Here is a 23,514-nt window from a genome sequence, read left to right as displayed (position 1 = left end):
CGGTCGAGGGGATGAGCGCTGATTGAGACCAGACGACCAAGGAACGGGGATAATCGCTGCCGCGCCGATATGTCAGCTCCAACCGGAGCGACCGTCACGAACCCGATCTGTAAGGATAGCCCGAACGCTATCAATGAGAAGATATCGGCGACATCAGTGGATCCTCACCGACTATCTCAACCAGGAAGTCGAGAACCGTCCTGATGCGCAACGGCAGGTTCCGACGCGATGGATAGACGACGCTGATCGCGAACCGGCTCGGCGGAAAGTCTGGCATGACGTTCACCAGCCTGCCTTCCTCGATGTCGGACCCGACGAGAATGTGGGAAAGCACGGCAATCCCATTGCCCGCGAGCACGGCACGGTGGACGGCAACCGCGTTGCTGGCGACGAGGCGCGGCGCGATACGCACGGCAACGTCCTCGGCGCCATTTGAAAACGACCATGCCCGGCCGTTTCCCGCACGATTGTAACAAATGCAATCATGAGCGCTGACATCGTCAGGCGTTTTAGGCGCTGCCCGTCCCTGCAGGTAGGAGGGCGCGGCAACAAGAAAGGCCGTCGTCCACCCAATTCTGCGGCACATCAGACTGCAGTCCGCAACCGTTCCCAGCCGCACCTCGAGATCGATCCCCTCTTCGACCAGATCGGACGGTTCCTCGCGAAAGAGCAGGTCGACGGAAAGCCCTCGATGCCGTTCGAGCAGCGTCCCGAGCCGATCGCTGACGTAAAGCCCGAGCGGTGTCGGCAGGGCCAGTCGTACCTTGCCAGCCACCCGCCCGCCATCCCGACATGTGGTTTCGCTAAGAGCCTCGACCGCTTCGATGACCTTGAGTGCCATCGGGATGATCTGCTCCCCCTCCGCCGTCAATGCAAGCGCGGTCGTCGTGCGATGCAGGAGGCGCATGTTGAGGTGTGCCTCCAGCGCCGAGACCTGCCGCGACACCGCCGGCTGCGTCCGCCTGAGGTCGGCGGCGGCTGCGGAAAACGAGCCGGTTTCCACCACTCTCATGAAGGTTTGCAACGCGCATACGATATCCATTCCCCACTCGCCCCATACTTTTCAGCATAAGCTTTATGCCCAAACCTTAGTTCGTTAGGGCTTGCCTGTCCAGTTATTAAGGATATCTTTTATCCACAAGGACATTTTATATCCTTAATAACGGAGGCGACCATGACACAGCGTTTGAACTATGCCCAGCAATCCCCGGAACTCTTCAAGAAACTCTCAGAACTCAGCATGGCTCTGAAGGACAGTGCCATCGAACAGAAGATCCAGGACCTCGTTCATATCCGCGCATCGCAGATTAACGGCTGCGCTTTCTGCCTGGACATGCATGTGAAGGAAGCCAAGATTCATGGCGAGAGCGAACTGCGGCTCTACCACATCGCCATCTGGCGGGAATCCAATCTCTTCATTCCTCGGGAACGCGCAGCACTCGCCTGGACGGAAGCAGTGACGAAACTGCATGAAGGCGGCATTCCCGACGAGCTCTACGAGCGTGTGCGCGGCCAGCTTTCCGAGAAGGAAATTTCCGATCTCACCTTCTCGATCATGGTCATCAATGCCTGGAACCGCGCCAGCATCGCCTTCAAGACCGTGCCGGGCTCGGCCGACAAGGCCTATGGCCTCGACAGGGCCGGCCTCAACTAGGTCTCTCGCCCAAAAGAGCCATTGAATGATGCTCGGCCGTTTAGGCGGCCGCGGCAAAGACATCTCATGACAATCGTTTCAACCGTGGAGCCGGCCAAATCGGCTCCGAGATCTCGATCAACAGGAGACAAACATGGACCTGGACAACACTTCTCATCCCGTTAAGTCAAGCCCTGACGAGCTGGTTCCATCGCGCTATGCGGTGCGGATCGGCGATATTGAGGTGCTGGTAATCAGCGACGGCGTGCTGCCGCTGCCAACCAAGATGCTGGGACATAATGCCGACCCGACCGAGCGCGCGGCATGGCTGAACGACATGTTCCTGCCGCAGGACGCTTTCGATTGGGCACTGAACGCGGTCGTGGTGCGCAGCGGCAAGCAAACCATCCTTATCGACGCGGGGCTGGGGCTGGACCCCGAGTTGAACCTGCCGCGGGCCGGACAATTGATCAAGCGACTGGAAGCCGCCGGCATCGACCTCGGATCCGTGACCGACGTGGTACTGACCCACATGCATATGGACCACGTTGGCGGGCTGCTCGTCGGCGGGGTTAAGGAGCAACTGCGTCCGGACCTCAAGATCCATGTGGCGGCGGCCGAGGTCAAATTCTGGGAGGCGCCCGACTTCTCTCATGTGTCGATGCCGCCCGGCTTCCCGGACGCGCTTCGCGCTGCCGCCAAGCAGTTCAGAAAGGAATATGAGAGCCATCTGCGATTGTTCGATGACGAGTACGAAGTGGCACCGGGCGTAGTCGTCTCTCGAACGGGCGGCCACACGCCCGGTCACAGCGTGGTCCGCGTCGCGTCCGGCAAAGACGGGCTGATGTTTGCCGGCGATGCCGTGTTCGCGGTCGGCTTCGAACACCCCGATTGGTTCAACGGCTTCGAACACGACCCGGAAGAGGCTGCGCGCGTGCGCGTCCGTCTTTTGCAGGAGTTGGCGCAGACCGGCGGACTTCTGGTGGCCACCCATATGCCGTTCCCCTCGGTCGGCCATGTGGCAGCCGACGGCGATGTCTTCCGTTGGGTACCGGTGTTCTGGGACTACTAACTCTCTGGTGGGCGAGTGCCGCGTCGGCGTGCAGCGTGCAGGGCTGCACCTCGCCCACCCGAGCAGATTTAAGGCGCCGTCAGACGGGCCTGACCCGTAAGCAATCATATGAGAAACGAACGAACAATGCGCCGCGCCAGGCGCCGCGAATGGAGAAGCTCATGAAAATCGTCATCATTGGCGGAACCGGCCTCATCGGTTCAAAGACGGCCGACCGCCTTCGCAAGCAAGGCCACGAAGTCATCGCCGCCGCCCCGAACACCGGCGTCAATACGATTACCGGTGAAGGTCTCGGCGAAGCATTGGCCGGCGCTTCCGTCGTCATGGACCTCGCAAACTCGCCCTCCTTCGAGGACAAGGCGGTGCTCGAATTCTTCGAAACGTCAGGCCGCAATCTGGTGGCGGCGGAAAAGGCCGCCGGCGTGAAGCATCATATCGCCCTTTCCATCATCGGCGTCGATCGCCTGCCCGAAAGCGGCTACATGCGCGCCAAGGTCGCCCAGGAAAAGATCATCCGGGAATCCGGCATTCCCTATACGATCGTCCATTCGACGCAGTTCATGGAGTTCCTGAGCGGCATCGCCCAATCCGGCACGGTCGGCGATACGGTGCACCTGTCGCCGGCCTATGTACAGCCGATCGCTTCCGACGATGTGGCCGACAATATGACCGTCGTTGCGAACTCTACGGCAATCAACGGCATCGTCGAGATCTCCGGTCCGGAACGTGTCCGGCTGAATGAGCTCGTTGCCCGCTATCTCAAGGCGATGGGCGATAGCCGCAAGGTCGTGGCGGATCCGGAAGCCCGCTATTTCGGTGCCCGTCTGGAAGACGGCTCACTTGTCTCCAGCGGCAATCCGCGCCTCGGCCGCATCACCTTCGAGCAGTGGTTCGCAACCTCCGCCCGCAAGTGACCGCAAACGGTATGGCGCCCTGGCGCCATACCGCCCAAATCTCAAGAAAGGAATTCGAGATGATCAAGTCTATCCTCGGCCTTACCCTGGCCGCCCTCCTGTCCACGGCAGCTGCTGCCCACGATGCCGGCGAGAAGGATGCCAAGGTCACGCTGGTCTACGAGCACGAACTGCCGAACGTTCCCGGCAAGAGCATCAAGAGCGTCCTCGTGGAATATGGTCCGGGCGGTTTTTCCTCGGCCCACACCCATCCGAACTCGGCCTTCATCTATGCAACGGTGCTTGAAGGGGCGATCCGCAGCCAGGTCAATGACGGCCCGGTCAAGGTCTTCAAGGCCGGAGAGAACTTTTCCGAAATGCCGGGCGACCGCCACGGCGTGAGCGAGAATGCCAGCAAGACCCAACCCGCAAAGCTGCTGGCCGTCTTCGTCGTCGACACCAGCCAGAAGGAACTGACCTTCCCGATCAAGAAGTAGCCGGATGCGGGATGGGTGCCCGAGGCACCCGTCCTTCCCGACCTCAGGAAATCATCGTTGATGAGCCCTATCATGTTTGGCGAACATCATTTTCTGCCGCTCGTCCTGATCAATCTGCTCGGGCTGGCCGGCATTCTCATTTGGCATATTCAGGGGCGCCGGCGTCCGACCGCGCGCCTCGTCGTGCAGATACTGTTTTTTTCCTGCATGAGCCTCGTACTCTGGCTTGCGGGAATTTCGCCGTATCATCTCGATGACGTCGAGTTGCAGGATGCCGGCATGCTGCTCGCCAAGTCCGCAAGGGTCCTCTGGTGGCTGCATCTTGCCTGGACGATGATCGGCTTCGTCCACATCTACCTCACCCTCAACCGCCGACCGCAGGAGGCGCATCTCCTCCAGGACCTGATCGTCGGCATCGTCTATCTCGGCGTGGCATTATCGGTCATCGGCTTCGTCTTCGGCGCACCCGTCGGCCCGCTGATTGCCACCTCAGGCATCGTCGTCGTCATTATCGGCCTTGCGCTGCAGAACACGCTTGCCGATGTCTTTTCCGGGATCGCGCTGGCGCTCGGCCGAGCCTACGTCATCGGCGATTGGATTCAGCTCGCCGATGGCACGGAAGGGCGCGTCGTCGAGACCAACTGGCGCTCCACCAACCTGCTTTCGGGCGCGCATAACGTCGTCGTCCTGCCAAACAGCGTGCTGGCGAAGCAGGGCGTCACCAATCGCAGCCGCCCGGATGAAGCGCACCAGATCTCGCTGACGATACGAGTATCCGCCATTCACAAGCCGCGGCTTGTCGAGGAGGTCATGCTTGCTCTCCTGCAGGGCTGTGAAAGGATCGTCACGAACCCGCCGCCGGCCGTCGCGCTCAAGACGATCGACGCAATCGCCATCGAGGTCGAACTGTTCTTCCGCGTCGCGAGTGCGGCGAGCCGCATATCGGCCCAAAACGAGATCATCGATCTCATCTATGAACATTGCAGGACGAACGGAGTGTCATTGGCGATGCCGGCACAAAGCCTCGTCTGCGTCCCCGCAGGCGAACAGAGGGAACAGGCAGCGCTCAGGGCGATTTCATCCGGCGCGCTCTAGCACCCATTCGAAGGAGCTTTTCCAGAGTTCCGGCGGTATCTCCTTCGACAAGATGCCGACAAGATCGGACAATTTGACGCCGCGCAGTTTTTCGCGCCACGCTTCGTCGGCCTCCCACATGATGCGCGCGACCGCGCACGGGCTGCTTTCGCAATAACCCTTGGGGCGGCAGGGGTTATTGGCGCGAATATTGGTGCAGACGAAGGTTCGCTGCTGCCCCTCGACGGCCTCCACGATCTCCAGAAAGGTGAGATCCGCGGGCGGTTTCGCCAATCTATAGCCGCCGGAGGGGCCGAGCGCCGTATCGACAAGCCCGGCCTGAGACAGGCTCTGTAGGGCCTTGGAAAGATATTCCTTGGGAAGGCCATGGAATTCAGCGAGCGCCTTGGTCGAGAGATAGCGGCCATCGGGCAGACCTGCGAGAATGGCGCAACAATGGAGAGCCCATTCGACTTGGCTTTTCAAAATCATAAATTCATTCCAAAGGCCCGTGGCTGGCATACATCAATCAAGGATAAAGAATATCCTTATTTACTCGCCATGTAAACAAATTCCGAGATGCAGATTTACCCCTCACAGTACTGGACATGTATCGGCGGAGCGATCTTTACGGCCTTCCACTAGCAACCAAATAACCTATGCAGTCGGCTCGTTACGGCCGATTTGCGTTGCGATCTAAACCGGTGCCTGTTTGATGAGATACTGGCAAATCAAACGATCATCACGGAGGCATTGCTCGGTCGCTGGCCGTCCTGTTGCTTCGGAAAAAAATGCCGCAAGCGCCCGGCAAACACATTTTTCTTCGCGAACAGCACTTCCAAGCGGGCAGCTATAGTTTCGAACGAGTACACCGTTCGGCTGAACGATCGCTTCGGTGCTGGCGCCGAGCGCATCGGCGGCGGCCATGGCGGCTTGCAACCCACTCTGGAAGTCGGCCGGTTTGGCCAGTCCCGCATCGCGCGCCAGCTGACGCCCGGCTTGATCGAGTATGTCGGCAAGATCTGCTGGCTCCTTGCGATCGGCTAGCACTTTCAAAAGGCTAAGCAGGATCACCCGATAACCGCCCGAAGCGACGTCTTCGCTGCCGGGCGATGCCTCATAGAGAACTGCGGGTTTACCAAGTCCGCCATATTGGCGCAGTTTGCTGCGGCGAATGAGGCCTTCCGCCTCCAATTGCTTGACCTGCACGTTGATCGCATTGCGCGTCACGCCAAGCTGTTCGCACAGGTCGGAAACCGTAAGCGGGTTTCGTTGCAGCAGGCTCAAAATGTCATTCTTCGTGGTCACTGCTCACCGAATCTTTCCCAATCGACATTGGATAGCCGACATCGGCGCGCACATCAACAAAAACATTAATAACAATTATTATTGTCATTAATGTCGTCAAGTGCTATCTCGCTCTTGCCAAGCCGATGGTCTGGCAACTGTCGGGACGGACTTGGTGAACGGATCACCTGAACCCTTCGGACTAGGGCCACGTGATGTTCAGAACGATCGAGTCCTGGGGACTGGACGATCAGCTCAAATGGAGAAGGAAACCAGAAAATGACGACCCGCAAACACCTCCTGCAGCCTGTTGCTGCGACTATTTTCGTGTCTGCTTTGGCGCTTACAGCGGGAACCGCAAGTGCCGAAAGTTACAAGGCGCACCTCACCCCACTCAATGTCGGCAAGATCGGCACCTCCGCCGAAGGCGATGCAACCTTCAAGATCGTTGGCGACAATCTCGAGGTCCATATCAAGATGAAGGGCGTTCCTGCCAACATCGAGCATTGGGAGCATTTCCATGGTTTTCCGGATGGTCGGAACGCCACCTGCGCCACGCCTGCCCAGGACAAGAACAAGGATGGCTACGTGGATCTCGGCGAGACCGAGCCGGTCATGGGCACGACGATGGTGCCATTCAACGACAAGCCGGAAGAGATGAACATTCCGACGAACACCTACCCGCACGCCGATGCATCGGGAAGCTATGAGTACACGAAGATCGTACCGCTGAAGGCGCTCCAGGAAAAATTTGGCGAGACCTACAAGGGCGGCTCTATCGATCTCGACAAGCGAGTCGTCATGGTTCACGGCGTTCCTAAGGACCACGGCCTGCCCACAAGTGTGGGATCGCTCGGCCCGATCCCCTCGCATGTAACGTTGCCGATCGCATGCGGGAAAATCGAGAAGGTAGCCGACTGACGAAGGAACGGCTGCGAACGGATGATGCAACTGTCGCCGCTCGCAGCTTGCTTGCCTTAGTCAGGTCGGACCTCGCAATCCGAGAAACATCCGTAACGTGGACTACCATTTACTGGGACACCAAGCATGAGCACTTCCCTTGTTCCCACCAACTCCTTGATAACCGCCACGCCAGACGAAGGCCGGCAGCTGGCGATCAAGATGGCACGTCTGGTCATCAAGGCAACGCAACCGGACGAAGCGATAAGACAGAAACTTCGCGAGATATACGAGAACGACGCGGCCCTGCTCATTCAGATCAGCCAAGTCGTCGCGAGCGAATTCGCCACAATCGCGGCGGCCAATAACTATTGGTCGACGCCCGAATAAAGCCCCGATTTTCCCGGCCAAAAGCGCCGGTCACCAGCATCCTTACGCAACAGACGAAATCAGCTTTCAGCGTTGAAACATGGAAGGATAAGCTATGCCATTCCTCAATATTCACGTCATCAAGGGCCGCAGCCAGGAGCAAACAACCCTTCTTCTTCAGGCCATTCACGATGCTATGGTCCAGGCCTTCGAGGTGCCGGTGCGCGACCGCTACCAGGTGCTGCAAGAACACGAGGGAACGCATCTGCTCATGCAGGATACCGGCCTCGGCTTTGAGCGAAGCGACAACCGCGTCCTCATCCATGCGACGACCCGACCGCGAACCCAGGAAATGAAGGAGCGCTTCTATACGCTGCTCGTCGACTATCTTGGACAGCGCTGCGGTGTTGAGCCTGAGGATATTATGGTCTCCTGCATCGAGAACAGCGATGCCGACTGGAGCTTCGGTTTCGGCCGCGCGCAATTCCTGACGGGCGAGCTATAGGTCACACCGGCAAAGATTGCTGGTGTAGCTCAGCACCTTCGATACACAATTTGCGGCCTCTCGCTTGGGCCGCATCACCGGGGCCTGCCTTTGTGCCTTCAATTTACGGTCACTCTTCAACGCACAAGTTGCGGTTGCTTCGGCGGAAGGGCGGCGCAAGGTTTGGCTCCATACAAAGTTCAGCGCTGGAATCTACTCCGGCGCCTTTTGCTGTCCAAAGACGATGCTGAGATAGGTTTCGCCCGAGCGGACAACGTGATTGCGCATCAGACGCTCGGCCAAATCCGCATCGCCGATAACGATTGCATCTGCAATGCTTGCGTGTTCATCCAGGGCCTTCTGACGTTCTGCAGGATCAAGATGAATGATGCGGCGAATGCTTGCGTCGTAAAATTGCTGACGCTCGATGAGCTTCGCGAGATAGCCGCAACGTGAGCTGCGATGGATGTGATCGTGAAACGTCTCGTTGAGCGCGATCAGCTTATCGGCATCTCCTGATTTCGTTGCCGTTTTCATGACATCCACCGTGGCAAGAAGCTCAGCTCCTGAGGGCTTGTCTATACGTTTGGCGGCGAGACGCGCGATCATCGATTCTAATGCGGCGCGGGCAAGGATCATTTCTTCGGCCCATTGCATGCTGAACCTGATCGCAATGCCGCGACGCGGCAAGGTTTCGACCAAGCCTTCCGTTTCGATCTGGCGCAGCGCTTCCTTGATCGGCGTCGTGCTGACGCCGAACTGCTCTGCCAGCTGTCGTTCGTTGAGCTTTTCGCCCGTAGCAAAGGCGCCCGACAAGATTGCACTTCTGATCGCGCGATAGACGTGGTCCCGCACGGTAAGCTGAAAAGCCGGATCAATTCGCTCAAAGGCCGCCACGCGACCCACACCCTGCTTTGCTTCGATCATTTTTGAATCTCGTTGACATAACTTCGATTGCGTGACATCTGGTATATCAGATTTCAGATTTCTGTCGACATCGGATTTCGGCAACTGAAATCGCCAGAAGAGGTTGAGGAGCCTTGAGGAGGATCTGCCATGCAAAGAGATCCGGCACGCCTGGCAGGATTGAGCAGTCAGTCTCTGCCGCCGACAGACCACACTCTTTGAGACACTGATATCAAGCGACAAGCCTGCTTCAGACGCCACCCTCCCCACGATTGCCCCTCAGCCGCCAAAGAGACACCTGACGACCGGAGAGCGCCCAATGCTCCGAAAGGTTCCGAGATGAAGACACACGCCTCCGCACCACTTGGCACGCCCCGCGCCGGCTACCAACGTTTCATCGTGCTGGCGCTCATCACAGTGATCCTGGCGGTCAGCACTGGAGATAGGGCAACCCTTTCCGTCGCTGGTCCCGGGATTGCAAAGGATCTCGGCATCAATGCCGTGAATATGGGTTGGCTCTTTTCCGCATTCTCGTGGAGCTACTTCATTGCGCAGGTCCCATCGGGCTATATCGTCGATCGGACAGGCGCCAAAGTTGCCATGTTGATTTCCCTGGCGGGATGGTCGATCGCGATCACCCTTGTCAGCGGCGTCGGATATTTCGCCTATCCGGTAGTCGCGCTCTACGTTTTAAGATTTGTACTAGGCCTCCTGGAGGGACCTGTGACACCGGCCTCCGCTCGCATCATCGCCGCATGGTTTCCATCGGACGAACGCGGCGTCGCCGGCGCAATCTTCAACTCGGCCCAGTATCTTTCTCTCGCAGTCTTCACGCCGCTGATGGGTGCGTTGTTTCATTACCTTGGCTGGGAACACATCTTCTCGGTCATGGGGGTGATCGGATTGGTCTTGGCGCTTGTCTGGTGGAGAGCCTACTTTGCGCCGAGCCGCCATCCGCGGGTCACAAAGGAAGAGATCGCCTATATCAAAGCCGGCGGCGCGCTGACGGATGTGGGAGGAGAAAAATCCAAAGTGGGCGAGGCGCAAATCCCTACCCGGCAGATCGCTCGACAGATTCTGACAAATCGCATGTTGCTCGGGATTTTCCTTGCCCAATATTGCATCGCGACGCTTTCGACCTTCTTCATTTCCTGGTTTCCGAGCTATCTGGTGCAGGAAAGACATTTCTCGATGCTTCAGGCCGGCTTCGTCGCATCCCTGCCGGCAATCTTCGGATGCATCGGCGGCGTGTCTTCAGGATTCGTTTCCGACTGGCTGCTGCGCAAGTCCGGCTCCCTCAGTCTCGCCAGGAAAATCCCGATCACCATCGGCCTCGGCCTCAGCGCCACCATCATTCTGTGCAACTATACGGATGTGAACGCCATCGTCGTGGCGATCATGTGCGCGGCCTTTTTCGGCAAAGGCTTCGGGGCGCTCGGATGGACGGTGGTTGCCGACACGGCGCCCAAGGAGGCAATTGGTCTGACCGGCGGTCTGTTCAACGCTACCGGCAGTATCGGCGGCGTCATCACACCGGTTGCAATCGGCTATATTATCGAGGGAACCGGTTCCTTCCATGGCGCCCTCGTCTATGTCGGACTGCACGTCATAGGTGCGGTTGTGAGCTACTGGGTGCTGGTCGGCAGGATCGAACGATTCGAGATTTCAAAAACGTCACCCGAGCCCGTCGGTGCAGAGCTCGTTCTTGCCAAGGCAGATCGCGATCTTTGAGCTCTCAGACTATTGCTCGGGCTCGTGCCGGGCTAAAACACCGCAAGCGACAGATACCGAGCGCTATTGAAGATGGCGCTCTTGTCGCATGACGAAAACACCCTATCGCAACGCCGTCGCCCGTGAGCGTGTGTCGCTCGGATTTTCTCCAAAGGTACTGCGATAGATGATGGAAAATCTGCCCGGATGAAAAAAGCCCCACGTCGTGCAAATCTCGCGAACCGATAGCGAATTCAGCGGATCTCGCAGCTGGTCGCGAGCGGCTTTTAATCTGATTGTGCGCAGGTAAGCGCCCGGAGAGGTTCCTCTGAAGGTCTTGAAACCTATTTGCAATGCGCGAAGCGATACCCCGACGGCATCCGCAACCATCGTCATCGTGAAGGGCTCGGCGATATTCGCATGCATGTAGTCTATCGCCCGTCGGACATGCCACGGTGCGATCATGGGCACCTTCTTGGCTTCCAATCGGTCGGAGAGATGATGATTGGCAAATCGGATCACGAGGTCGGCAAGGGTTTCGCTCATTGTCGACACCGCAAGGGGTGAGGACAGAAGCGGACCATTGTTGCGCATGCCCAGGACAATGGTCAGCACCAGGTTTCCGATAAGCTGCCCCGAAGGCGTTGCCAGATCGAGAACGGGCTCAAGGTTGAGCGCGCCCATGATCGGCGCTTCAAGGAGCGACGCGAGCATTCGTGTCACGACCTTCCAGTCCAGAAAGAGTGCATCCGAACGATGCGGATCTCCTTGGACAAAGCGATTGCCCGCCTCGTGGTTATTGGCCATCAGAAGCTGGCCAGAACCGCCCTCGACACACTTCTTGCCTACGGACAGACGAAAGGACCCCGTGTGTGGGATGTAAAATGCGAGATGTTGCGGCGTCTCGTCGAGGGTGCGGATTTCCCAAGGGCTCTCGTAAGCCGAATGAAACATCGTAAGCGGCCCGCTTCGCCTCACCTCCGCCGCCCAACCAAAGGCGGGATCGTTGCTCAGCGGCTTTGCACCGAATGCACCATAATTGGCCGAAAAGGCCCGAAACATCGATTCGAAATCATTGCCTTCATGCGTTGGCGTAAAGCCCTTTACCATATATTCGGGAGTTCGCAGCAAATTCTCGAATCTCGATGACGTCATGCAATTCGGCTCTTTCCCCTTATGTATCCCGCCTTGGAGACCGCCCTTCCCGACACTCAGAGACCATCTCCTGGCCATCCCCAAACGCCATCTTCGCAACTGGATTGGCCGATCCCGATAAGATAAGCAAAATGAGCAATCCGGGGCTCAAATCCCCCCGTTTGGCAGAAGCAAAGCACTTTCAATCGAGTTATACACTCACAGTGTAAATCAAAAAGATTCGGAAATGAAGTACGATCCGTTGGACCAGGTTGCGGAACATTTTTTGCGGGATTCACAACCCAGAAGGGTGGCATCTCGCAATGAACGCGATCTTTTGCGGCTGATCTGGAAGTCGCCCGGGATTGAACGCTCGGATCTGACCGAGCCGCTGGACCTCACTCAACAGTCCCTGCACAGGATCGCCGCACGGCTTCATGATCGGGGAATGATTGTCTTCACCTCGTCGGAGGCTCGGCGCCCCGGCCCGCCGAGCCCGGAGCTCAGCCTTTGCAAAGACTGGTGCTTGACGCTCGGCATTTCGGTCAATGTCGGCTCGATCGGCCTTTGCCTCATGGGCTTCGGAGAGCCTTTGGAAAAGATGGAAATTGCGCAGTCTGGATCGTCGCTTTCCGACGAGATGGATCGGATCGAAAAAGCGGCGGAGGACCTTCTTGCCCGCCGGAATGCCAGCCGGCGGGATATCCTCGGCGTCGGTCTCGCTGTCAGTGGTCATCGCATGCTGGAGACGGCTTTCAATTGCCCCTTGCCGCTCGCCCATTGGTCGTTGATCGATCTGGCGCCGCTGCTCGGAAAGCAACTCGGCCTGCCCGTATGGGCTGACAATGTCGCCCGGACCGCGGCTCTTGCCGAGGCGATCTTCGGTGTCGGCCGGGAGGTCGCGGATTTCGCCTATATTGCCCATCTGCACGGCTATGGCGGCGGCCTCGTTTCCGGAGGCATGCCGTTTCGCGGCAGCTTCGGCAATGCTGGCGAGTTTTCCGTACTCTTCGATCGAGAGGATTATGATGACCGCCCCGCACTTGGGCTATTGCTTGAACATCTGCGCGCCAAGGGTCGCCCGGGCCTGACGCTGCGCGATCTCAAGAACCAAGACCTGTCGACCTGGGATGGAGTGGCAGAATGGGCCGATCGCGTGACGCCGGCGCACAATCGCGCCATCAACGCGATCTGCGCGGTATTTGATCCGGCCCTCATCGTTTTGGGTGGCGAACTCCCGCATTCGCTCGCAAGAATGCTGATCGAGCGGACCGAGATCAATAATCTGCCGCGCCACGGCGCATTGCGCGACGTCCCGCGGCTTGCGGTCGCGGAAGTCCTGGATGCTCCCGGCGCAGTCGGCGCGGCATTGATCCCGCTATTCGAAACCGTCCTGTAGCGAGCGGCGCTCCAAGGCGTCGCTTTGGCATCCAGGCGCAGCTCAAAGCTAGCTATAGGTTATTTTGTCTGCCGTCCGCGGCCGATTGAAAAAGTAGCGATTGAAGCTGTAGCTGCTGATCCCGGTAAAACTGCCGAGAAATGCGGAAAGCGGCGTTGTAAAGCTATACTGCACGCGGGTCAGGACGACCTGCACGCCTGTTTCCTGTATCTTAGCAGGTACCGAAATCGGTGTAGCTGCGCCGGAGACAAGCGCAGAGGTATTGAAGGCAGCGGACCAATTGACTGTCGCATTTCCATTTGCCGGCACATCTTCCACCGCGACCGTGATCGTCAAAGCTGTCGTATCATAGGGCTGCAGGATAAAGCTCATTCCCGAAAGCAGCCCGGTAACATTTGATTTCGTCCATGTGCCTTGCTGGGAAATGACATCGCCTGTCGTTGCGGCAATTTCATCGATCTTGCGGCTGACGGTCAGAGCATGGCCAAGATCGACGGTCGCGGCGAGCAACAGCAGCAGGATCGGCAAGACAAGCGCGAACTCCACTCCCGATACACCGGCACGATTTCCAGCCAAGCGGCGAAGACAGGAGACTATGGACCGATACGCCAGATGCGTGCATTTGATCATCATATCAGGACGGCTCGTTGCGAAACAGGGTGGTGGCACCGAGGAGATAGCGCCCATCCGCCAGCTTTGCGTTGGAATAGGTGAAATAGTTGACGACAGAGCTCCAGGGCAAAAAGGCCTGCACCAGCATATAGTCGCTCGCCTTGCCCATCGCGAAAGTCTCCGTGACGGTAAGATTGCCTGAGCTGTCGATCGGAGTTGCGCGCGTGACGGCCGATAGGTTGGAGATAACATCGGCCTTGATCAGGAGATTGTCGGAGCAGCTGAAAGCGAGAAACATATCGGCGCAGATTTTCGCCTTGAAGTCGGTGAGCGTCATGTTGGCGGATGCGGCCTCACCCGTCCGGATCATCCGGGAGATCTTCGCAACGGAAGCATCGAGGCTCGAAGCAACGAAGAACATTAACGAAACTTCTATGATAGCAAAGATGATCAGGGAGAGAGGCAGGATGAGTAGCGCGAACTCGACGGCAGCCGCACCCTTGCGATCTGCAAGCAGTCGAGACAGAAATTTCGGCAACCGGAGTGGATTCATTGGGTCAGCCGCACGGATGCGAGATATTGCGTGAACAGTGCCGACAGGCCCGAAACAATATCTGTGGAGGATGAAGCCGAGATAAACAGGCTCTTGGATGAAGCGCAGTCAGCAAGCGCATAAGGAATGTAGTCGCGGCGTGTAATGCTCGTGGAGACACCACTGTCCATGGTCCCACCCCACGTGCTGTGCCAGCTCGCACTTGCCATGGTCGAGCCGACGGTATTGTTGTAGCCCCAGTCGGTGGTTATAGGCAGATATTCGGTATAAAGAACCGCCATGGTGTTCGACTGGTTCTTCAAGTAGGCGCACCAGTCGGGATTGAATGGAGCAACCTTGTTCCACGATGGTCCGGCGGTCGTGATTGTCGAACCGCTCCATTTCACGCCGTCCGTCACCCATTCGCGCTTGGATTGGACACCATCCGTCAGCAGCAAGACCAATTTGAGCGGTTTGGCAGACGAACTGCCGTCGCCACCCGTACCGACTTTCTGCTGCAAGGCCGACAGCGCCACGTCGAAGAAAGTATAGGTCGTGGATGTAGCACTCGTCAGTCCGTAGCTGTCGTCGGAAAGGCGCTTGCGGGCCGAGGCGGTTTCAAATGTCGGGGCGAGCACTTCGGTCGTGGTATCGCCAAGACTGTAAAGACCGACCCTGATACGCTCGTGAGTGCTGTCGGCATTGTCAATCATGTCGATGACCTCACTGACGGCATCCACAGCAACGTCCGCGCGCAGCTTTATGCCCTTGGCGACCGAGTAAGCATAATTGTTGGCATATTTGGTACCGCCAACGGTATGTGCATCTCCGGTATGGCAGGCAAACTGGCAGCCGATGCCATTATACATCGTTTGCTGCCCAGCGCTGGTTGCCGCAAGCAGCATTGATGGAGACTTATCAATGACAATGTAGACATTCAGATAGGATGTGGATGGTCCCTTGACCGAGCTTGCAACCATTACTGGAACATTGCCTATATCAGCAATCTTCATGAGCGTTGTTGGAACAACGCCACTCGCCGTTGCCGTTATCTTGTGGTTGGTCGTATCTATTTCTATGTTTCCAACGGAATAGCTGCTCTCAGATTGGGAATTGAACCAATCCGCCACTTTCTGCTTGAGGGAATCCGTATCTGCCGTATTGATCTGTTTCACGGCCGCAATCAGCGCCGCATCCAGATCGCTCTGCATTTTCTGCCGAACGTTGTACGCCCTGATATAGTCGAGGCTGGCTCCGACCGCGAGCATCATCGGAACCAGAGAGAGAGCCACGACGATCGCGACATTACCGTGCCGGCTTCGAAACAGCTTTCGAAAGGCATCGGTTAGATGATCACCTGAGATAAAATGTCTTAGCTGCAATGTCGGCACCAATATTTATCATACTATTTCACAAATGACGCCGATTTGACCTTAATCAGTTCTTTACATCGCTCCTCGAGCGATCAGTTTTCTGGCTACGCATTCAAGTTTTTGCGCAATCTGGCCAAGATGCGTTTTTTGGATATCGATGCTTGCCGGATTTAGAAACATGCAAGAGCGCCGCCAGACATAAGAGCGCCCCTTCCCGGTGACGGATCGGATGACGACCGGGAAAACAAGATCGACCGCGCCAGCCAACAATCTCGACCGTTGCAGTCAAGCCAAGCAACAGCGGCTGAAGTAGCCTATCAAAATTTTCGATAAGACGAGGCGCAATTTAGCCCTCTTGGAGCACCTTTCACTTTGGCTTAGATTGCTGCTCAATGACGAGGCCCATTGGATCTGGCGAATAAGGCGAGGTCAGTAATCCCCCAGGAGCTGATCGGGAATTGAATGAAGCGGACGAGAATTGAGGACATCGCCAAAGAGGCGAAGGTAAGCAAGGCGACTGTAGATCGTGTTATTCACAGAAGGGGCTTCGTTCGTGAGGAAACGGTCCGCAAAGTTGCAGAGGCAGCACATAGACTGGCCTATTATGCGAGTGGTCTGATTGATCGGCAGCTGACTGCACCGCCTGCAAGGGTGAGATTTGGCTTCCTGCTCATAAAGGAAAGGCAGGAGTTCTATCAGTCTTTCAGCAAAGAGCTGACCCGGGCAGTTGCGGACCGTCAGGATTTTCGTGGCGAAGTGACCATTCGATATTCCCCATCTCAGTCGCCTGCAGATTTCGCGGCGATCATGCAGGAACTTGCCACGCATACCGATGCAATAGCTTGCACCGCTGTCAACCATGGCATCGTCAATGAAGCCGCCCGACACCTGCAGCAGAAGGGAGTTCCTGTTTTCGCCTTGCTGAATGATTTCGGGCAAGGCGCACGTCGAACCTATATCGGTCTCGACAATCATAAGGCCGGATGTCTGGCGGCATGGATGATCGCCACGGCAAGTCGCCAACCCGGAAAAGTTGCGATCTTTCTTGGCAGCAATCGCTGGCAGGGGCACGAATTGAAGGAAGCCGGATTTCGTTCATATCTAGGCCAATTACGCCCAGACCTTGATATCTTGGAACCGGTCATCAATCTTGAAACAAGGAAACTGACCCATGAAACCGCAATCGCCTTGCTTGAGCGTCATCCGGATCTGAGAGGCATTTACGTCGCAGGCGGCGGGATGGAAGGCGCGATAGCGGCGCTGCGAGAAACGCGTGCACCCGGCGAGGTCGCCCTCATTGTCAATGAGTTGACCTCGATAAGTCGTGCCGCCCTTTCCGACGGCTATGCGACGATGGTCATAGGCACGCCTCTGGCGCAACTTTGCCGGGACACTGTCGATCTGATGGCACGGGAGGTGCTTCAGGGTCATATTCAAACACCCGACGCGCATTTTCTGGAACCACAACTTTTTCTACCTCCTTCCATATGAGAATGAGGTGAAACACCTCAAGCAGAAGGCATGAGAAACCTCACCAATGCGCTAATGCAAATTCAACCCGATTGCACGTGAGGGAGCCTTTTGGCATTGCCTAAAGGTGCGTGACATGCTCCGTCGGAGCAGCGATATCGGGATTTTGGGAGGAAACATGTTCTGGGCACTCAATCAGATTACGACGCCAAATCTTAGCTACACCGACTTCCTTGACCTATCGGTTACTCTCGGCTGCCAGGGCGTAGAGGTTCGCAACGACCTCAAGCGCCAGCTATTCGACGGCCTTGCGCCGACAGTGGCGGGTAAATTGGTTCGTGACCGGGGTTTGCGGCTCGTTGGTCTGTCCCAGGTCTATCCGTTCAATTTCTGGTCGGATGATATCGAGCAGAAGGTTCGGGATCTGATTGCAATTGCCAAGGCGGCCGGTGCTGAAACCATCAGCCTCATCCCGCGAAACGAGGGGATCGGTACTGAGGAGCAGGAGCGCAAAGCCAATCTCGAAACGTCCCTTTCCGCCATTTTGCCTCTTCTTGAAGAGGCGGAACTGGTCGCGCTGGTCGAGCCGCTAGGGTTCCAGCGTTCGTCGCTGCGCTACAAGGCAGAACTCGTGGACGCGATCAACGCACTCGGTGCAGCACACCGCTATAAACTCGTTCATGACACCTTCCATCACGCCTTGGCCGATGGCGGGCCAATTTTCGCCAATCACACGGGCATCGTCCATATATCGGCAGTCATTGATCCGACGTTGCAGCTGAACCAGATGGAAGACGAACACCGGGTTCTCGTGGACGGATTAGACCGACTGGACAATGTAGGCCAGATCAAGGCTCTGCAAGCTGCCGGATATGCCGGACCGATTTCCTACGAGTGCTTCTCGCCGCTGGTGCACGATCTCGCCAACCCACGAGAAGCGATCCAAACTTCGTTTGATTTCATCGAATCGGCCTTGAAGGCCAAGTGATCGCCCACGCCGCGACGCGAACGAAAAAGAGCCTGGCGAGCTTGGCCACGGCCAGGCTCGATCCATCATTCAGATATTCTCGGAGATATAGATCTCGAACGGGAAAAAGGTCTGGCGTGCAGTCGTTTGCGCGGTTCCTTCGACCGAACTCACCATCTGGGTGATGAGCTCCCGGCACAGAAGAGGCAGTGGAGTGCAAATGGCCATGGCCACCGTTCCATCCATCAGTGCGCCCTTGCTCTCGGGAACAAGCTCATTGACGATGAGAGTCACGTCGCCGGCGCGGTTTTCTTCCCGGAGCGCGGCGATCGCTCCCTCCATTCCGCCGCCGGCAACATAAAGACCGATAAGGTCTGGATGTTTCTGCAGAAGATCGAGCGTCGCCTCATGCGTGACGTCGACGGCGTCGAGATTGATGAGCGTTTCCAGGACTTCGAATTCCGGCGCATTCTCGCGGAAATAGGAGCGAAAACCTACCTCCCGCAACTCGTGGCCGTGAAAACGGTGACTGCCGACGAAACATGCCACCTTGCCCGGTTTGCGAGCCGTGCGTGCGATCGTCCAGGCGGCGGATCGCCCGACCTTTCTGTTGTCGAGGCCGAGATATCCTTCTCGAACGCCCGCGGCAAAGTCGGAAAGTATGGAAAAAACCGGAATTCCCCTTTCTTTGAGCTCGTCGACGATTGCTTCGACAGCTGGATAATCGGGAGCGACGACGGCCACGGCTTGATTGCGGGCTGCCAGTGCTCGCATTTTCTCCGCAATTACGCTCGGTGTGGAGACAGCTGGATAGTCGATCTGAACGTGCAGCTTCGCTGTCGTCGTCGCCGCAGCAGCTGCTTCTATCTCTCTGGCAAAGGCTTGATAGAATGATTGCGTGGGCTTCTGCAAAAGGAATGCGAGTTGATAGCGTGGTAGGTCTTCGAAGACGCGCTGACGCAAGAGGCCGACGGCATGATAGCCGATTTCCTGCGCCGCTTCATAGACGCGCCGTGCCGTCTGTTCGCGAACCGGAAGGCGTCCGTTCAGCACACGATCAATGGTGGCGACGCTAACGCCGGACGCCTTGGCGAGATCCGATATGGTGGGACGACGCATGATCGCTCCTGATGGAATTTATCATTATCGCATTGTCGCGATGATAGGTTTTGATAGATTCCATCATTCCTGCATTGAGGCAAGCGAAAAGTCGATCTATCGTTTCCGGCATCAAGAGCGAGGCGCCGTTGCGCATCGTGGGAGGCAGGGATGACGACGATAATCAAGCGTGATTATGATCTGCTCGGCGCAAGCGGCAGGCTGGCGATCGAAACCGGGCTGGCCGCCGCCGAATGGTATCACACGGATGTGCCGCGCAAGGATATGAAAGCGTTGATGCAGCGTTCAGACGCGCCGGCGATCCGCGATACGATCATCTGGCTCGGCAGCATGGTGATCTTCGCCGCGCTCGGCATCCACTTCTGGGGATCGTGGATCTGCGTCCCGTTCTTCCTGGCCTATGGCGTGCTCTATGGCTCTGCCTCCGACAGCCGCTGGCATGAATGCGGCCATGGCACGGCGTTCAAGACGCGCTGGATGAACGATGCGGTCTATCAGATCGCCTGCTTCATGATCATGCGCAATCCGGTGACCTGGCGCTGGAGCCATGCGCGCCACCATACCGATACCGTCATCGTCGGCCGCGACCCTGAGATTGCCGTCATGCGGCCGCCGGATCTCTTCCGTCTCGTCTTGAATTTCTTCGGCATTCTCGATGCCTGGTACGCGATCATCGATATGCTGCGCAACGCCGCCGGCGTCGTCAGTTCAGCAGAAAAGACCTTCATCCCCGAAATGGAGCAGCCGAAGGCCATTCGCATCGCCCGTATCTGGCTTGCTATCTATGTCGTGACGATTGCGACGGCGATCGCCATGGGCTCGATCCTGCCCCTGATGCTGATCGGCCTTCCCCGGCTTTATGGCGCCTGGCATCACGTTCTGACCGGCCTGCTGCAGCATGGCGGCCTTGCAGATAACGTCATCGATCATCGCCTGAACAGCCGCACCGTCATGATGAACCCGATCAGCCGCTTCATCTACTGGAACATGAACTACCATGTCGAACATCACATGTTCCCGATGGTGCCCTATCATGCTCTGCCGAAGCTGCATGCGATGATCAAGCACGATCTGCCAGCCGCCAATCCGTCCATCTGGTCCGGCTATCGCGAAATGATCCCCGCTTTCCTGCGGCAATTGCGCAACGAGGATTATTTCCTCAAGCGCGAACTGCCGTCGACAGCGCGGCCCTATCGCGAAGAGTTCCACGGCGAACTGCCGGCCGCCGCACAATAGCATCGAAATTACAAAGGGAGGAAATCATGAGCAACTGGATCGAAGTCTGCGCCGCTGACGCAATCGACGAAGAGGATGTCATCCGCTTCGACCATGACGGACGGACCTTCGCCGTCTATCGCAGCCCCGAAGACGATTATTTCGCCACCGACGGCCTGTGCACACATGAAAAGATCCATCTCGCTGACGGCCTAGTGATGGACAATATCATCGAATGTCCCAAGCACAATGGCCGCTTCGACTACCGCACCGGCGAAGCCAAGGGAGCTCCGGTCTGCGTCAATCTGCAGACCTATCCGGTCAAGGTCGAGAACGGCACCGTCTTCATCGGGCTCTGAGGAGGCTATCGTGGCGCATTTCGTCATTGTCGGGGCTGGGGAATGCGGTGCCCGCGCTGCCTTCGCACTTCGTGAGAAGGGATTTGAGGGCGATATCACTCTCGTTGGCACCGAGCCGCTTGCCCCATATGAGCGCCCGCCGCTTTCGAAGGGCGGATCGGATAAGGCGCTCGAGCCAAAGTTCGTCGCCTCGTTGGAGTATTACCAGGAGCAATCGATCAACCTTCGGCTGGATACCACAGTGACGGCAATCGATCCCGCTGCGAAGACGATTGGGCTCTCGGATGGACAGACACTTGCCTACGACAAGCTTCTGCTTGCGACTGGGGCATCTGCGCGCAACCTTCCCGGCACCGATGGCACCTCCCACCGGATCCGCGTGCTGCGAACCCATGCGAATGCGGTGGCCTTGCATGCCGTCTTCCACCCCGGACGACACATCGCCATCATTGGCGGCGGCTTTATCGGTCTTGAACTTGCGGCAACCGCACGCATGCGCGGCGCCGACATCACCGTTATCGAAGGTCTGCCCCGGGTCTTGAAGCGGGGTGTTCCTGAGGCAATCGCCGAAGCAATCACTGAACGGCACCGTCTGGAAGGAGTGGATATACGCTGCGGGCAGGCCATTGAAGCCGTGCAGGAAGACGCCGACAAGGCAATCGTTCGCCTGGCGGGTGGCGAAGTCATCAGCGCCGATCTGCTGCTCGTTGGCATCGGCGCCCTGCCGAATGTCGCGCTCGCCGCAGAAGCAGGTCTTGCGATCGACAACGGCATCGCCGTCAGCGAACGACTGGAGACCTCGATTGCCGATATCTATGCGGCGGGCGATTGCTGCTCCTTTCCGCTGGCGCTCTATGGCGGAAGGCGTGTTCGCCTCGAATCCTGGCGCAACGCGCAGGAGCAGGCAAATCTCGCCGCCGCCAACATGCTGGGAGAAGGTGCGGAAATATCCGCCGTGCCATGGTTCTGGTCCGACCAGTATGATCTGACGTTGCAGATCGCCGGCCTTGCGGACGAAGCAGTCGCGCATGTACGGCGCGACCTTGGCGATGGGGCGTTCATCCTTTTCCATCTCGGCGCGGACGGAAGGCTGCTCGCCGCCAGCGGTATCGGACGCGGCAATGCCATCGCGCGTGATATTCGCCTCGCCGAAATGCTGATCGCCGCCCGCGCGCATCCGGATCACATCGCCCTGGCGGCAAGCACCGTCAAGCTGAAGTCGCTGCTTGCGGCGTAACCATTCATATTGAGGAACATCCAATGCAAAAGCACAATCGTCCAACGGTTGCCGATCTTCTGTCGCTTAAAGGAAAGCGACAGCTGACAATGCTGCGCGTCACCTCGCTTGAGGAAGCGGAAGCCGCGCAGAGAGCTGGGATTGATATGCTCTCCGTCCCACCAACACTTCTAGGTCCTGCATTCCGTGAAGCCGCGCCAAGCCCCTTTGCAATACCGGGTCTGGAATATGGCGACTATGTTTCGGCAGAAGAATATATGCGAGAGGCGTTCAAGGCACTGAAAGCCGGAGGTGATGCCGTTTATTGCGCCGCAAGTCTCGCGATCATCCGACGGATGCGAGATGAGGGAATTCCCGTCTGCAGCCACGTCGGTCTCATTCCCTCGAAAGCGACATGGACAGGCGGTTTCCGTGCTGTCGGAAAAACGTCGATCAGCGCCTTTGAAATTTGGCGGCAGACCAAGGCATTGGAAGAGGCCGGAGCCTTTGCCGTCGAAATCGAGGTTGTGCCCGGCGACATCGCGGCTGCCATCAGCCAAAGAACATCGATGCTGATGATTTCGATGGGGGCGGGAACGGGATGTGACGCGCAATATCTGTTTGCCGATGATGTTCTTGGCAGCAATCGCGGCCATCGTCCCCGTCATGCGAAGGTCTATCGCAATTTCGCGGCAGAGTTCGACCGGCTGCAAAATGAGCGCGCTGCCGCTTTTGCCGAATTTGCCGATGACGTTCGTTCCGGCGCCTATCCGGAGAAGGGGCATGAGGTCGCAATCGACAGGCAAGAGCTTGAGGCGTTCCTGCGCCTAGTCGCTGAGCAAACCCTTTAATCGCACCCTGGGCTTCGGGCGAAACATTTATCACATCGAATTGGGCTATTTCGAATGAAAACCTATGTACTGACAGTGGCGTGCAAGTCGACGCGTGGGATTGTTGCGGCGATCTCGAACTATCTGGCCGGTGAGGGCTGCAACATCGTCGATTCCAGCCAGTTCGACGATCTCGATACCGGCATGTTCTTCATGCGCGTCTCCTTCATCTCCGAAGAAGGGGTTGGCGAGGCGGCGCTCATCGAAGGCTTCAAGCCGATCGCCGAGAAGTTTGCCATGGTGTCGGAGTTCCACGATGCCAGGAAGCGCATGAAGGTGCTGCTCATGGTGTCGCGCTTCGGCCATTGCCTCAACGACCTGCTCTATCGCTGGAAGATCGGCGCCTTGCCGATCGACATCGTCGGCGTCGTCTCCAACCATTTCGATTACCAGAAAGTGGTCG

The 23,514-nt window shown here is 57.5% G+C and carries 25 protein-coding genes and 1 pseudogene; 17 read left to right on the top strand and 9 right to left on the bottom strand.

Annotated features, from left to right (window positions below):
- Positions 1–130: 130 nt before the first annotated feature.
- On the bottom strand, positions 131–1,042 hold the full coding sequence (locus tag GA0061100_RS26260) for a LysR family transcriptional regulator (protein WP_075855776.1): 912 nt from the start codon (positions 1,040–1,042) through the stop codon (positions 131–133).
- Between the two features lie 132 nt (positions 1,043–1,174).
- Between GA0061100_RS26260 and GA0061100_RS26255 the strand changes: the two genes are divergently transcribed.
- From GA0061100_RS26255 to GA0061100_RS26235, 5 genes are all read left to right on the top strand, one after another.
- Positions 1,175–1,654 (top strand): carboxymuconolactone decarboxylase family protein, encoded by a 480-nt coding sequence (locus GA0061100_RS26255; RefSeq protein ID WP_075855775.1) that lies wholly within the window; start codon positions 1,175–1,177, stop codon positions 1,652–1,654.
- 133 nt (positions 1,655–1,787) lie between these two features.
- Positions 1,788–2,705, top strand: a complete 918-nt coding sequence (locus GA0061100_RS26250; protein WP_075855774.1) for an MBL fold metallo-hydrolase — start codon at positions 1,788–1,790, stop codon at positions 2,703–2,705.
- 161 nt (positions 2,706–2,866) lie between these two features.
- Positions 2,867–3,619, top strand: coding sequence for an SDR family oxidoreductase (locus tag GA0061100_RS26245; protein ID WP_075855773.1), 753 nt, complete (start codon positions 2,867–2,869; stop codon positions 3,617–3,619).
- Positions 3,620–3,678: 59 nt separating this feature from the next.
- Entirely contained in the window at positions 3,679–4,095 is a 417-nt protein-coding gene (locus tag GA0061100_RS26240) for a cupin domain-containing protein (protein WP_075855924.1), read from the top strand.
- A gap of 72 nt (positions 4,096–4,167) precedes the next feature.
- Positions 4,168–5,190 carry a mechanosensitive ion channel family protein gene (locus GA0061100_RS26235; RefSeq protein WP_075855772.1) on the top strand — a complete coding sequence of 341 codons (1,023 nt, stop codon included), beginning with the start codon at positions 4,168–4,170 and terminating at the stop codon, positions 5,188–5,190.
- On the opposite strand, the gene GA0061100_RS26230 is transcribed toward GA0061100_RS26235, so the two are convergent.
- Together GA0061100_RS26230 and GA0061100_RS26225 are read right to left on the bottom strand one after the other, a co-directional pair.
- The gene (locus GA0061100_RS26230; protein WP_075855771.1) at positions 5,173–5,661 is read right to left on the bottom strand and encodes an RrF2 family transcriptional regulator; all 489 of its coding nucleotides are present in this window, start codon (positions 5,659–5,661) and stop codon (positions 5,173–5,175) included. The two genes, GA0061100_RS26235 and GA0061100_RS26230, sit on opposite strands and share 18 nt — an antisense overlap.
- 204 nt (positions 5,662–5,865) lie before the next feature.
- Positions 5,866–6,477, bottom strand: a complete 612-nt coding sequence (locus GA0061100_RS26225) for a helix-turn-helix transcriptional regulator (protein WP_075855770.1) — start codon at positions 6,475–6,477, stop codon at positions 5,866–5,868.
- A gap of 258 nt (positions 6,478–6,735) precedes the next feature.
- Here GA0061100_RS26225 and GA0061100_RS26220 point away from each other — a divergent pair, with 258 nt between their 5' ends.
- The 3 genes from GA0061100_RS26220 to GA0061100_RS26210 all read left to right on the top strand — a co-directional run bounded on the left by GA0061100_RS26220 (position 6,736) and on the right by GA0061100_RS26210 (position 8,230).
- Positions 6,736–7,377, top strand: a complete 642-nt coding sequence (locus tag GA0061100_RS26220; protein WP_208621583.1) for a hypothetical protein — start codon at positions 6,736–6,738, stop codon at positions 7,375–7,377.
- Positions 7,378–7,503: 126 nt separating this feature from the next.
- Positions 7,504–7,746, top strand: coding sequence for a hexameric tyrosine-coordinated heme protein (locus GA0061100_RS26215; RefSeq protein ID WP_075855769.1), 243 nt, complete (start codon positions 7,504–7,506; stop codon positions 7,744–7,746).
- 94 nt (positions 7,747–7,840) lie between these two features.
- Positions 7,841–8,230, top strand: a complete 390-nt coding sequence (locus tag GA0061100_RS26210) for a tautomerase family protein (RefSeq protein WP_075855768.1) — start codon at positions 7,841–7,843, stop codon at positions 8,228–8,230.
- Between the two features lie 192 nt (positions 8,231–8,422).
- Here the strand turns inward: GA0061100_RS26210 and GA0061100_RS26205 are convergent, their stop codons facing one another.
- Complete coding sequence (locus GA0061100_RS26205; RefSeq protein ID WP_083961436.1) at positions 8,423–9,136, bottom strand: GntR family transcriptional regulator; 714 nt, start codon at positions 9,134–9,136, stop codon at positions 8,423–8,425.
- Between the two features lie 318 nt (positions 9,137–9,454).
- On the opposite strand from GA0061100_RS26205, the gene GA0061100_RS26200 reads away from it, so the two are divergent.
- Positions 9,455–10,846: an MFS transporter gene (locus GA0061100_RS26200; RefSeq protein WP_075855767.1), complete on the top strand. Its 1,392-nt coding sequence runs from the start codon at positions 9,455–9,457 to the stop codon at positions 10,844–10,846.
- 102 nt (positions 10,847–10,948) lie between these two features.
- On the opposite strand, the gene GA0061100_RS26195 is transcribed toward GA0061100_RS26200, so the two are convergent.
- The gene (locus tag GA0061100_RS26195; protein WP_075855766.1) at positions 10,949–11,980 is read right to left on the bottom strand and encodes an AraC family transcriptional regulator; all 1,032 of its coding nucleotides are present in this window, start codon (positions 11,978–11,980) and stop codon (positions 10,949–10,951) included.
- A 226-nt stretch (positions 11,981–12,206) separates the two neighbouring features.
- On the opposite strand from GA0061100_RS26195, the gene GA0061100_RS26190 reads away from it, so the two are divergent.
- Entirely contained in the window at positions 12,207–13,358 is a 1,152-nt protein-coding gene (locus GA0061100_RS26190; protein WP_075855765.1) for an ROK family transcriptional regulator, read from the top strand.
- A 48-nt stretch (positions 13,359–13,406) separates the two neighbouring features.
- On the opposite strand, the gene GA0061100_RS26185 is transcribed toward GA0061100_RS26190, so the two are convergent.
- Genes GA0061100_RS26185 through GA0061100_RS26175 form a run of 3 tightly spaced genes read right to left on the bottom strand, consistent with a single transcriptional unit; the run spans position 13,407 to position 15,884 of the window.
- On the bottom strand, positions 13,407–13,991 hold the full coding sequence (locus tag GA0061100_RS26185; protein WP_075855764.1) for a TadE/TadG family type IV pilus assembly protein: 585 nt from the start codon (positions 13,989–13,991) through the stop codon (positions 13,407–13,409).
- 1 nt (position 13,992) lies between these two features.
- Positions 13,993–14,523, bottom strand: coding sequence for a TadE/TadG family type IV pilus assembly protein (locus GA0061100_RS26180; RefSeq protein ID WP_075855763.1), 531 nt, complete (start codon positions 14,521–14,523; stop codon positions 13,993–13,995).
- Entirely contained in the window at positions 14,520–15,884 is a 1,365-nt protein-coding gene (locus tag GA0061100_RS26175) for a pilus assembly protein (RefSeq protein ID WP_075855919.1), read from the bottom strand. The genes GA0061100_RS26180 and GA0061100_RS26175 overlap by 4 nt, the downstream gene beginning before the upstream one ends.
- Positions 15,885–16,337: 453 nt before the next feature.
- On the opposite strand from GA0061100_RS26175, the gene GA0061100_RS26170 reads away from it, so the two are divergent.
- Positions 16,338–17,366, top strand: coding sequence for a LacI family DNA-binding transcriptional regulator (locus GA0061100_RS26170; protein ID WP_075855762.1), 1,029 nt, complete (start codon positions 16,338–16,340; stop codon positions 17,364–17,366).
- A 157-nt stretch (positions 17,367–17,523) separates the two neighbouring features.
- The gene (locus GA0061100_RS26165) at positions 17,524–18,333 is read left to right on the top strand and encodes a TIM barrel protein (protein ID WP_075855761.1); all 810 of its coding nucleotides are present in this window, start codon (positions 17,524–17,526) and stop codon (positions 18,331–18,333) included.
- A gap of 69 nt (positions 18,334–18,402) precedes the next feature.
- Here the strand turns inward: GA0061100_RS26165 and GA0061100_RS26160 are convergent, their stop codons facing one another.
- A complete protein-coding gene (locus tag GA0061100_RS26160; protein ID WP_075855760.1) occupies positions 18,403–19,431 on the bottom strand; it encodes a LacI family DNA-binding transcriptional regulator in 1,029 nt (342 codons plus the stop codon).
- 150 nt (positions 19,432–19,581) lie between these two features.
- Between GA0061100_RS26160 and GA0061100_RS26155 the strand changes: the two genes are divergently transcribed.
- The 5 genes and pseudogenes from GA0061100_RS26155 to purU form a co-directional block, all read left to right on the top strand.
- On the top strand, positions 19,582–20,667 hold the full coding sequence (locus GA0061100_RS26155; protein WP_075855759.1) for a fatty acid desaturase family protein: 1,086 nt from the start codon (positions 19,582–19,584) through the stop codon (positions 20,665–20,667).
- A gap of 23 nt (positions 20,668–20,690) precedes the next feature.
- Entirely contained in the window at positions 20,691–21,005 is a 315-nt protein-coding gene (locus GA0061100_RS26150) for a MocE family 2Fe-2S type ferredoxin (protein WP_113228911.1), read from the top strand.
- A gap of 10 nt (positions 21,006–21,015) precedes the next feature.
- On the top strand, positions 21,016–22,242 hold the full coding sequence (locus GA0061100_RS26145) for an NAD(P)/FAD-dependent oxidoreductase (protein WP_075855757.1): 1,227 nt from the start codon (positions 21,016–21,018) through the stop codon (positions 22,240–22,242).
- 23 nt (positions 22,243–22,265) lie between these two features.
- Complete coding sequence (locus GA0061100_RS26140; protein WP_075855756.1) at positions 22,266–23,072, top strand: 3-methyl-2-oxobutanoate hydroxymethyltransferase; 807 nt, start codon at positions 22,266–22,268, stop codon at positions 23,070–23,072.
- Between the two features lie 54 nt (positions 23,073–23,126).
- A pseudogene (gene purU, locus GA0061100_RS26135) lies at positions 23,127–23,514 on the top strand (formyltetrahydrofolate deformylase); the annotation flags it as partial.

The organism is Martinezella hainanensis (assembly GCF_900094555.1).
GTDB classification, from domain to species: domain Bacteria; phylum Pseudomonadota; class Alphaproteobacteria; order Rhizobiales; family Rhizobiaceae; genus Rhizobium; species Rhizobium hainanense.
The sequence above is the reverse complement of the archived record's forward strand: the minus strand, read 5'-3'. Positions and strand labels throughout refer to the sequence as shown.

Bases quoted from the DNA above. Each gene is read 5' to 3' on its own strand.
- GA0061100_RS26255 (WP_075855775.1), top strand. From the start codon at position 1,175: ATGACACAGCGTTTGAACTATGCCCAGCAATCCCCGGAACTCTTCAAG.
- GA0061100_RS26245 (WP_075855773.1), top strand. From the start codon at position 2,867: ATGAAAATCGTCATCATTGGCGGAACCGGCCTCATCGGTTCAAAGACG.
- GA0061100_RS26155 (WP_075855759.1), top strand. From the start codon at position 19,582: ATGACGACGATAATCAAGCGTGATTATGATCTGCTCGGCGCAAGCGGC.
- GA0061100_RS26170 (WP_075855762.1), top strand. From the start codon at position 16,338: ATGAAGCGGACGAGAATTGAGGACATCGCCAAAGAGGCGAAGGTAAGC.
- GA0061100_RS26200 (WP_075855767.1), top strand. From the start codon at position 9,455: ATGAAGACACACGCCTCCGCACCACTTGGCACGCCCCGCGCCGGCTAC.
- GA0061100_RS26140 (WP_075855756.1), top strand. From the start codon at position 22,266: ATGCAAAAGCACAATCGTCCAACGGTTGCCGATCTTCTGTCGCTTAAA.
- GA0061100_RS26220 (WP_208621583.1), top strand. From the start codon at position 6,736: ATGACGACCCGCAAACACCTCCTGCAGCCTGTTGCTGCGACTATTTTC.
- GA0061100_RS26250 (WP_075855774.1), top strand. From the start codon at position 1,788: ATGGACCTGGACAACACTTCTCATCCCGTTAAGTCAAGCCCTGACGAG.
- GA0061100_RS26205 (WP_083961436.1), bottom strand. From the start codon at position 9,136: ATGATCGAAGCAAAGCAGGGTGTGGGTCGCGTGGCGGCCTTTGAGCGA.
- GA0061100_RS26195 (WP_075855766.1), bottom strand. From the start codon at position 11,980: ATGACGTCATCGAGATTCGAGAATTTGCTGCGAACTCCCGAATATATG.
- GA0061100_RS26165 (WP_075855761.1), top strand. From the start codon at position 17,524: ATGTTCTGGGCACTCAATCAGATTACGACGCCAAATCTTAGCTACACC.
- GA0061100_RS26190 (WP_075855765.1), top strand. From the start codon at position 12,207: ATGAAGTACGATCCGTTGGACCAGGTTGCGGAACATTTTTTGCGGGAT.
- GA0061100_RS26230 (WP_075855771.1), bottom strand. From the start codon at position 5,661: ATGATTTTGAAAAGCCAAGTCGAATGGGCTCTCCATTGTTGCGCCATT.
- GA0061100_RS26235 (WP_075855772.1), top strand. From the start codon at position 4,168: ATGTTTGGCGAACATCATTTTCTGCCGCTCGTCCTGATCAATCTGCTC.
- GA0061100_RS26185 (WP_075855764.1), bottom strand. From the start codon at position 13,991: ATGATGATCAAATGCACGCATCTGGCGTATCGGTCCATAGTCTCCTGT.
- GA0061100_RS26240 (WP_075855924.1), top strand. From the start codon at position 3,679: ATGATCAAGTCTATCCTCGGCCTTACCCTGGCCGCCCTCCTGTCCACG.
- GA0061100_RS26210 (WP_075855768.1), top strand. From the start codon at position 7,841: ATGCCATTCCTCAATATTCACGTCATCAAGGGCCGCAGCCAGGAGCAA.
- GA0061100_RS26215 (WP_075855769.1), top strand. From the start codon at position 7,504: ATGAGCACTTCCCTTGTTCCCACCAACTCCTTGATAACCGCCACGCCA.
- GA0061100_RS26180 (WP_075855763.1), bottom strand. From the start codon at position 14,523: ATGAATCCACTCCGGTTGCCGAAATTTCTGTCTCGACTGCTTGCAGAT.
- GA0061100_RS26160 (WP_075855760.1), bottom strand. From the start codon at position 19,431: ATGCGTCGTCCCACCATATCGGATCTCGCCAAGGCGTCCGGCGTTAGC.
- GA0061100_RS26260 (WP_075855776.1), bottom strand. From the start codon at position 1,042: ATGGATATCGTATGCGCGTTGCAAACCTTCATGAGAGTGGTGGAAACC.